We start from the raw sequence: 5,447 nt of genomic DNA, 5'->3' as shown, positions 1-5,447 counted from the left end.
TGGCATGGCCACCCGCTATGACAAGCTCGCCGTCCGCTACGAGGCCACACTCACCATCGCCGCCATCAACCAGTGGCTCCGCGCCTTATGAAACACGGCCTAAGCCCACATCTCGAAGGAAGGCGGCGGTGCGAGCTTCATATCATTTGATCTACATCGTAAAGGCGCGAGGTCTTGCGTTCTGGCTAGAGGACCATGCGTCCCAGGCGCTGAAGTCCTGAGCGATAGGCAGGCTGAGCAGATCAGCCCAACTGGCCTGGCGGTGAGGTCTGGTCGCGCCGCCCGAAGATGCCGAGCTCGCGCTCGTCACATGCCTATCCGAGCACGTGCAGCTCGGCCGCATCATCGACCCCGCGCTGTGCCACGGCTGGGCCGGGCTGTTGGCCACCGTGTGACATGCAGCCGCCGACAACTCAACCGCCGAACTCGCCACCCTGCCGGGCCTGCTGGCCACCCTCCTCAAGCACGCCGGCCAAGCCGGACCCGACGGCCTGATCGAAGGACGCGCCGGCATCGCCTTGCTCCTGCACACCATGACGGCCGGCCCCGGCGACGGCTGGGAATCGGCACTCAATCCAACGAGTACCCCGTAACTCAACCGGGTCTTCCTGTCGATCTGACAAAAAGTTATGGTGTGCTCATGCCTGACGTATGGCAGCCGCCGCGCATCATGCTCGCGGTCGACCTGGTGATCCTTACTCTGCGCGACGCGCGCCTGCATGTCCTGCTCGTGGAACGCGGCATCGATCCGTTCCTCGGGGCCCTCGCCCTGCCGGGCGGCTTCCTGTGCGACGAGCACGAGGACATTGAGGCGGCGGCGCGGCGTGAGCTGTCGGAGGAGGCGGGCCTGTTCGACGTGCACCTGGAGCCCTTGGCCGTGTACGGCGAGCCGGGCCGCGACCCGCGCGGCCGCGTCGTGTCGGCCGCCCACCTGGCCATCGCCCCCCGCCTGCCGGAGCCGGTCGCCGGCAGCGATGCCGCCGACGCCTCCTGGACCTCGGTGGACGACGCCCTGGCCCCGGGGACGAAGCTGGCGTTCGACCACCGCCGCATCCTCGTCGACGGGGTCGAGCGTGCGCGTACCAAGCTGGAGCACACCGCCCTGGCCACAGCGTTCTGCGCCGAGACCTTCACCATCTCGGAGCTCCAGCAGGTGTACGAGGCGGTCTGGGGCGTCCGCCTCGATCCTCGCAACTTCTACCGCAAGGTTCAGGGCGCCCGAGGCTTCATCGTCGCCGACGGCCCGATGCGCAAGACCCCGAACGGGCGGCCCGCCCGGCTCTTCAAGGCGGGTCCGGTTCACGTCCTCAATCCCCCGATGACTCGGCCTTAGGAGGTCGATGGTCATGATCGTGATTCTCACCGCGCTGGATCTGGAGTATCAGGCCGTCCGCGCGCACCTAACCGACCCGCGCGTGCACCGCCACACCGCAGGCACCCACTTCGAGCTCGGCCGCCTCGCCGGCGACGGGCTCCGGGTGGCCTTGGGCCTGGTCGGCAAGGGCAACCATCCTTCGGCGGTGATCACTGAACGGGCGATCGCCGAGTTCTCGCCGTCGGCGCTGTTGTTCGTGGGGGTCGCCGGGGCCCTGTGGCCTGGCATCGGCCTGGGCGACGTGGTGGTGGCCACGCACGTGTACGCCTACCACGGCAGCACCAGCGAGGACGACGGCCTCAAAGCCCGCCCGCGCGTCTGGGAGATCGCCCACGAGACCGACCAGATCGCCCGCCACCTCTACCGCACCGAGACCTGGACCCGCCTCCTGCCCGTGGGCGCGGGCGTGCCCGCGGTGCGCTTCGGCCCGATCGCGGCCGGCGAGGTCGTACAGGACTCCGCGATCTCCGCGCACGCCCGGTGGGTGCGCGAGACCTACAACGACGCGCTCGCGATAGAGATGGAATCGGCCGGCGTGGCGCAGGCCGCCCATCACAACAGATCCCTGCCCATGGCCGTGGTGCGCGGCATCAGCGACCGCGCCGACGGCACCAAGACGGCGACCGACGGCCTGAACTGGCAGCCGAGGGCGGCGGCCAACGCCGCAGCCTTCGCCGTGGCCCTCGCCCAGGAACTGGCCGTGGAGCACGACAACCATCCGGCGAGCAAGGCGAGAGAGGCGAAAGGCATGACCGACAGCATGAAGAACGTCGCCCGCGACAACGCCCGGGTGGGAGTGCAGGCCGGGCAGATCCACGGCGACGTCACCATCGGCCACCCGCCCCAGAGCCAGGCGGTGGGCCCCGCGGCCCGGCTCGCGGAACTGCGCGACCGGCTGGCCAGGGCGCGCAAGGCCCAGGAGGTGGACGAGGACACGTTCACCGCGGCGCAGGAGGAGATCGCCGTCGCCGCCGAGTCGCTGTCCGAGAGCACCGAGGAGGGTAGAAGTAAGGCGGTGATCGCGCTCAGGAAGCTCCGCGGACTCCTGGCGGACGTGGCGGAGCTGGCAGCGCATGTATCGGCCATCATCGCGGCCATCCGAGGCGCCTTGTGAACGATTCCCACTCCACCCCGACCAACCTCGCCACGGACTCGGCGAACGTCGCTGTCCAAGCGGAGGCCATCCACGGATCTGTCACCGTCTACCAGATGAAGGCCGCTCCTTCGCCCCAGGAGACCTTCAAGGTGGGCCTCAACTCCCTGCGCGGCGGGATGGCTCAGGAGGCGCGCGAACACATCCGCGACGCTGTGATCCTGCGCGACTACGTCAACGGCCGTTCCTGCTTCTATCTGCTGCTGGCCCTGCTCAGCGGACGCACCCTGCAACAGGTGCCCCCGAACGAGATCGCCATGCTGCGCTGCGTGCGCAGCGCACTCAAGGACGACGACGAATGGACCGACGCGATCAAGCTGGTCGACCACCTCCTGACGTCCCGCCCTACGGAGGGCGGGGCCGCCGACGTCGAGAAGGAGCTCCAGGAGCTGACCGACGAGCAGCGCAACGATGTCCTCCAGCACATGGAGATGTTCTTGGACAGTTCCGCCGAGGACGCACTCTGGGCCCGCGCCTTCGATGAGGCCAGGAGCGACCGCTGGGCGAAGGATCGGCTGCGCCGGGCCTGGAAGTTCTTCCAGCCGGAGCCTGCCGGCGCGCGGGTACGGCCGGCGGATCCTGTCCGCATCAGACCCGGCACCTGGACCGGAGCCACGGTGACCACCGCGTTGGCCCTGGTGACCGTCGGCTTCATCGGCGCCACGGCATGGCAGCACGCCGGGACGGCGGCGGTGTCCGCCCTGCTGGCTCTCGCGGCCGGCTGCTACGCGAGTGTGCGCAGCGGCGTGGAGTGGCGGTGCAGGAAGGAGCGCCGCCAGGCGAAGGACCGAGAGTATCTGCGCCGACCGGCGGCCACCACGAGCGGTGACGGTTTCGCCAGCAAGATCGACCGGCAGTTCGACCATTATTTCGCGTTGTACACCCCGCGTGGCGCAGACAGGGCCCAGTGGCTCTCGGAGACGGCGGGCGTCCGCCGGGCCTTACGCGACGAGGTCGTCACCATCTACCGGGAGAGCACGGTCAACGCCAAGCGGGTTGCGTGGCTCACCAGATATCTGGTCGCCGACGTCGCGCGGCGCTGGCAGGCGGGCACGCTGTGGGACTACCGCAAGGAGACGCGCGTCCCCATGCTCGTGAAAGGGATGTGCGTGCTCGCCGCGATGGCGGCGGCTGTGGCAGGCGCCTTCCTGGTGTGGAGCGGCGCGCACGTCAGGCCGTTCCAGGTGTCGCCGGCCGCGCTCGCCGCCGTGGCCCTGGTCTGGTCAGCGGCTCGCGTCTGGCTGCGCATTGCCGCGGAGTACAGGCGGCACTCCGTCGACGAGGCGGAGAAGAAGAGCCTGCTGGCCGGCCGCCAGGCGGCCTTCGACCGGTGGAAGCGCAGACTCGCGGACAGGCCAGACGATCTCGAGATGGCCCGCTGGCTGGAGTGCGACCGCAAGGCGCTGATGGAGGAGGCGATGGGCCTCTACCGGCTGAAGCGGCATGACGTCCTCGCCCACGCCTTCATCGAGGCGCCCGCCACGCCCTCGTACGACAGGGCACGCGTCGAGAAGGGGCCATGGCGCTATTCGAAATACAAGATCCTGCTTTTCCTGCTCACCAAGGACGGCGTGCGGCAGTTGACCGTGCACCTCGACTTCCGGAAGGCCACCTTCCCCAGCCGGGCACGCACCAACTACCGCTACGACGCGTTCACCTCCGTCCAGGTGGCGGAGACCGACAACGGAGAGAACGTCTTCGAGTTGACGCTGACCAACGGCGATCCGATCAGAGTCAAGGTGACCGATCCGCCCACAGACGTCACCGAGAATGAGGACAAGGATCCGCAAGGGGCGTCACAGGTGACCCTCGGTACGGCGGGGCTCGACAACGCCCTGCACGTCCTGGAGGGGGTCGCCGCGGAGGGCAAGGAGTGGATTGTCTTCGAACGCCAACGCGAGAAAGTCCCCCTGGCGGAGGTGAGCAAGGCCGTGAATGCCATCTTCGCCTGACGAACCATCATCGATTGATGAACCACCGTTGCCCAAAATAGGGCCTTGACCGGTGGTGATGTTGGTCGGGCAGGTAGGACTTGAACCCACGACCCACGGATTATGAGTCTGTGGATCAGCGTATCGGGTGATGTCGAACTGCCCCGCTTCTTGACATTCCTGCAGGTAGGGGCATAGTGGGGGAGCCGGACAGTGCCGGAAATACCGCTCCAGAGCGGGAGTGTCCGAGACTGCCGGTCCCCCCACGGTCCCCCACGCAGGCACAAGATGATCTCGCCTGGCTCGCCTTCATCGATGCTGTCGGACATCGGAGCCACGTCCATCACTATCAACGGCAAGTAGGTTCGGACTACCTGTTGCCGCGGACAACCCCCGGAGGCGCGGGGCCGGCACCCTAGGCATGTCCGAGCCCGCCATGTACACGGCACACCCCCGCACGCGCGGGGATTGTCCCCGTCTATTGGTTCCCCAGCGTCGGCAAGGGGGTCGGCCCCGCACGCGCGGGGATCGTCCAACGAGGACGGGGACCCTGGTCCGCATCCCAGTCACCTGGCCGGTTTCTCTCAGGTGTCGGTTGCCTACGGAAGCGAATCCGTAGGCAAACGACGGTGGCAAGGGGCTCGCTACACATGATCCACACCCTGGTGTGGGCCGATCTGCTGCGTGACCGCAAGCGGCGCCGGATGGGGGCGCCGGTGCAGGCGATCGGGGACGGCGCGCTCGGCTTCTGGTTGGCGCCACGGGAGGTGTTTCCCCAGGTTGCAGAGCAGAGGTGCTGGTTTCACAAGATCGCGAAGGTTCTGAGCGCGCTACCGAAGTCGGCGCACCCCGGCCGCGAAGAAGTATTTGGCCGAGGTCTGAAACGCCTAGTACTCCAGTGACACTTCGCGATCATGGTTCGGATCTGCACTGGTAGTGGCAGCGCCGGGCGGCTGCTTGGTGGCGACGGCGCCAGTTTGACCAGCGC

Annotated in this window: 3 protein-coding genes and 1 pseudogene; all 4 read left to right on the top strand. The window is 67.9% G+C overall.

Translation table 11 applies throughout. The annotated features are described in order from the left end of the window. The first annotated feature begins 640 nt into the window (after nt 1-640). A complete protein-coding gene (locus IEY82_RS38640; RefSeq protein ID WP_189129263.1) occupies nt 641-1,333 on the top strand; it encodes an NUDIX hydrolase in 693 nt (230 codons plus the stop codon). Between the two features lie 13 nt (nt 1,334-1,346). Next, nucleotides 1,347-2,489, top strand: a complete 1,143-nt coding sequence (locus tag IEY82_RS38635) for a 5'-methylthioadenosine/S-adenosylhomocysteine nucleosidase family protein (RefSeq protein ID WP_225264415.1) — start codon at nt 1,347-1,349, stop codon at nt 2,487-2,489. 95 nt (nt 2,490-2,584) lie between these two features. Beyond that, a complete protein-coding gene (locus IEY82_RS38630; RefSeq protein ID WP_189129261.1) occupies nt 2,585-4,480 on the top strand; it encodes a hypothetical protein in 1,896 nt (631 codons plus the stop codon). A 647-nt stretch (nt 4,481-5,127) separates the two neighbouring features. Next, a pseudogene (locus IEY82_RS38625) lies at nt 5,128-5,313 on the top strand (transposase); the annotation flags it as partial. Nucleotides 5,314-5,447: the final 134 nt, after the last annotated feature.

It is taken from the genome of Nonomuraea cavernae, assembly GCF_014646355.1.
GTDB classification, from domain to species: domain Bacteria; phylum Actinomycetota; class Actinomycetes; order Streptosporangiales; family Streptosporangiaceae; genus Nonomuraea; species Nonomuraea cavernae.
The sequence above is the reverse complement of the archived record's forward strand: the minus strand, read 5'-3'. Positions and strand labels throughout refer to the sequence as shown.